This is a genomic window from Streptomyces sp. E2N166, from assembly GCF_003671715.1.
Taxonomy (GTDB): Bacteria; Actinomycetota; Actinomycetes; order Streptomycetales; family Streptomycetaceae; genus Streptomyces; species Streptomyces thinghirensis.
This window is the reverse complement of sequence record NZ_RAIF01000018.1, coordinates 116,622-118,992: the sequence shown is the minus strand read 5'-3', so window position 1 is coordinate 118,992 and position 2,371 is coordinate 116,622. Positions and strand designations below refer to the sequence as shown.

Annotated in this window: 2 protein-coding genes and 1 pseudogene; 2 read left to right on the top strand and 1 reads right to left on the bottom strand. The window is 71.4% G+C overall.

Features of this window, described 5'->3' with window-relative positions; genetic code table 11:
* Positions 1-155: 155 nt before the first annotated feature.
* Positions 156-686, bottom strand: a complete 531-nt coding sequence (locus EBH09_RS14770) for a YwqJ-related putative deaminase (protein WP_121747809.1) — start codon at positions 684-686, stop codon at positions 156-158.
* Positions 687-975: 289 nt separating this feature from the next.
* Here EBH09_RS14770 and EBH09_RS14765 point away from each other — a divergent pair, with 289 nt between their 5' ends.
* Together EBH09_RS14765 and EBH09_RS14760 are read left to right on the top strand one after the other, a co-directional pair.
* Positions 976-2,001, top strand: coding sequence for an SMI1/KNR4 family protein (locus EBH09_RS14765; RefSeq protein WP_121747475.1), 1,026 nt, complete (start codon positions 976-978; stop codon positions 1,999-2,001).
* 7 nt (positions 2,002-2,008) lie between these two features.
* Positions 2,009-2,371 (top strand): annotated as a pseudogene (locus tag EBH09_RS14760) (hypothetical protein); the annotation flags it as partial.

Here is a 2,371-nt window from a genome sequence, read left to right as displayed (position 1 = left end):
GGGTGGTGGAGGTGCGGTCGGCTTGCATCTGCCCTTGGTTCGTCTAGGTCTAGGTCCAGGTCCGGGCCTGAGTTCGGGTTCAGGTCCAGGTCCAGGTCTGCGTGTAGGTCGTCCGGGGCCGCGCGGGTGGGGTGCCGGTGTCGGTCGCCGGTGTGTCAGCCGTCGCTCGCGGTGGGGTCGACGATGCGGACGCCGAAGTGTGCGCTGAGGGCCGTGCAGGCGCGGCACGGTGCGGCGAAGCTGCCGTGCAGGGGGTCGCCGTCCTCGCGGATGCGTCGGGTGGTGAGCTTGGCGTGCTTGAGAGCCTTGCGGGCTTCGCCGTTGGTCATGGGTTTTCGTGCCGCGCGTTTGCTGCGGGCGGCGTCCGCGGTGGCCAGGTGCCGTGAGATGAGGATGGTCTCGGCGCAGCGGCCGGTGTAACGGTCGCGTTGGCCACTGGTGAGGGTGTCGAGGAAGTCCTGTACGAGGTGGTGCAGGGCGGGCGGCGTGTCGGCGCGGGTGGCGGTGCCCGTGAGCGTGGTGCCGCGCACCGAGAGTGCGGCGGCGACAGTGGGGAGTATGCCGTCGCGGCGGTGCTGGAGGGCGGGGGCGTGGAGGGCTTCGGTGGCGCTCCAGCCGATGCGCGGGTCGCCGCCCCGGGGGTCGTCGGACCGCCCGGTGTGGGGTCCCGTCTGTGTCGCACTCATGATCATCTTCCCCTCCTGAGCATCCCCCCGAAGGTCACAGAGTGCCAAATCCCGTGGCTGCTGCGGAAGCTGGGGCGTGGTGACACGCCCGGGTATGGGCGTTCCGTCACGGGAGGGTGACGGCAGGTCACGGAAGCGGAGGGGTGGGTGTCGGGTGCGGGGTCCGGCGCCGGTGACCGGTCTCGTCGTACCGCATAGGCTGTCGGCACCGCGATCGCGTGCGGTGACCGGACAGTGCAGACAGATCAGACAGACACAGATCAGACAGACGCCGCAGGGGGCAACCGCCATGACGACAGGTCGGCTCGGGCTGGGGGCACCTCCCGGCCGCCAGGACGGGGGACACGCCGCGCCGCCGAACGCGGCCTATGCCGGGCAGGTCGTACATTTCCCGGATCCGGTGCGGGCGGCACGTCACCCGAGAGGAGTACGGGTCGACGAGGGTGGTTACCCCGTCTTCTCGCCGTACGCCCGCGCGATCGCGGAGATCGCGGACCCGCCGGAGGGTTTCGGGGTCGACGAGCTGCGGCTGACGGACTACGTGTCGGCGAACGCCGCGCTGTCGGCTTCGGGGCACGAGCTGTGGGACACGGTGCCGGCGGTGGCGACGCCGCACGGCTGGACATGGCACCACGTGGCCGGGGCGCGGCGGATGGAGCTGGTCCCGGTCGAGGTGAAGGCGCTGCTGCGCCACCACGGCGGGATCGCGACGGCGGCGGTGGACCAGGGCAAGCGCGGGACGCGGCCGTTGCAGGAGACGCGTCCGGCGCACTTCGGTCTGCCGAAGTCGGGTGTCGCCGTCTCCGAGCAGCAGGTGCTGGGCGTCGAGGAGGACCTCGGGTACCGGCTGCCGGGTGCCTACCGCTCGTTCCTGAAGGCGGCGGGCGGCTGCGCGCCGGTGGGTACGGCGCTCGACGCGGAGTTGGGGCTGCTGGTCGACCAGCCGTTCTTCACGGTGCGTGAGGAGGCGGCGGTCAACGACCTCGTCTACGTCAACAAGTGTCTGCGGGACCACCTGACCAAGGACTACCTGGGCGTCGCCTTCGTCCAGGGCGGTCTGCTCGCCGTGAAGGTGAAGGGCGACCGGATCGGTTCGGTGTGGTTCTGCGCCTACGACGATGTGCGGGACGTGGACCCCTCGACGCCGCCGGCGGATCGTGTGGAGCGGTTGCTGCTGCCGTGCGGTGAGGACTTCGACGTGTTCCTGTCGCGGCTGGCGGGGTCCCCGCCGGAGCTGGAGACGGTGGCGAACCTGATGGTGGACGGCGGTTTCGCGCGTGCGGTGCCCGTGACGTCGGCGTCTGTAGGGGAGTGAGCTGACGATGGTGACGTTCGCGCAGGCGCAGGAGCGCGCGGAGGAATGGGTCAACGGCGAGCTGCCGGCGTACCAGCACCGTGAGGTGCGGGTGCGGGAGTTCGACCTCGGGTTCGTGGTGTGGGCCGAGGACCGTGCGGACGGGCCGCGCTCGGACGGGGGCGCGCAGCGGCTGGTGATCGCCCGGGACAGCGGTGAGGCGACGTTGTGGCCCTCACTGCCGGTGGGTGAGGTGATCCGCCGGTACGAGGAGGAGTACGGCCGTCCCGACGAGTCCGCGGAGCCGGCGCCGGCTCCGGCGGCGCGGGTGGACCTGAACCAGACGTCGTTCCTGCTGAGTCCACCGGAGTGGTTGCAGGAGGCGGCGGAC

Coding starts and splice junctions, on each gene's coding strand:
- EBH09_RS14770 (WP_121747809.1), bottom strand. CDS start 686: ATGAGTGCGACACAGACGGGACCCCACACCGGGCGGTCCGACGACCCC.
- EBH09_RS14765 (WP_121747475.1), top strand. CDS start 976: ATGACGACAGGTCGGCTCGGGCTGGGGGCACCTCCCGGCCGCCAGGAC.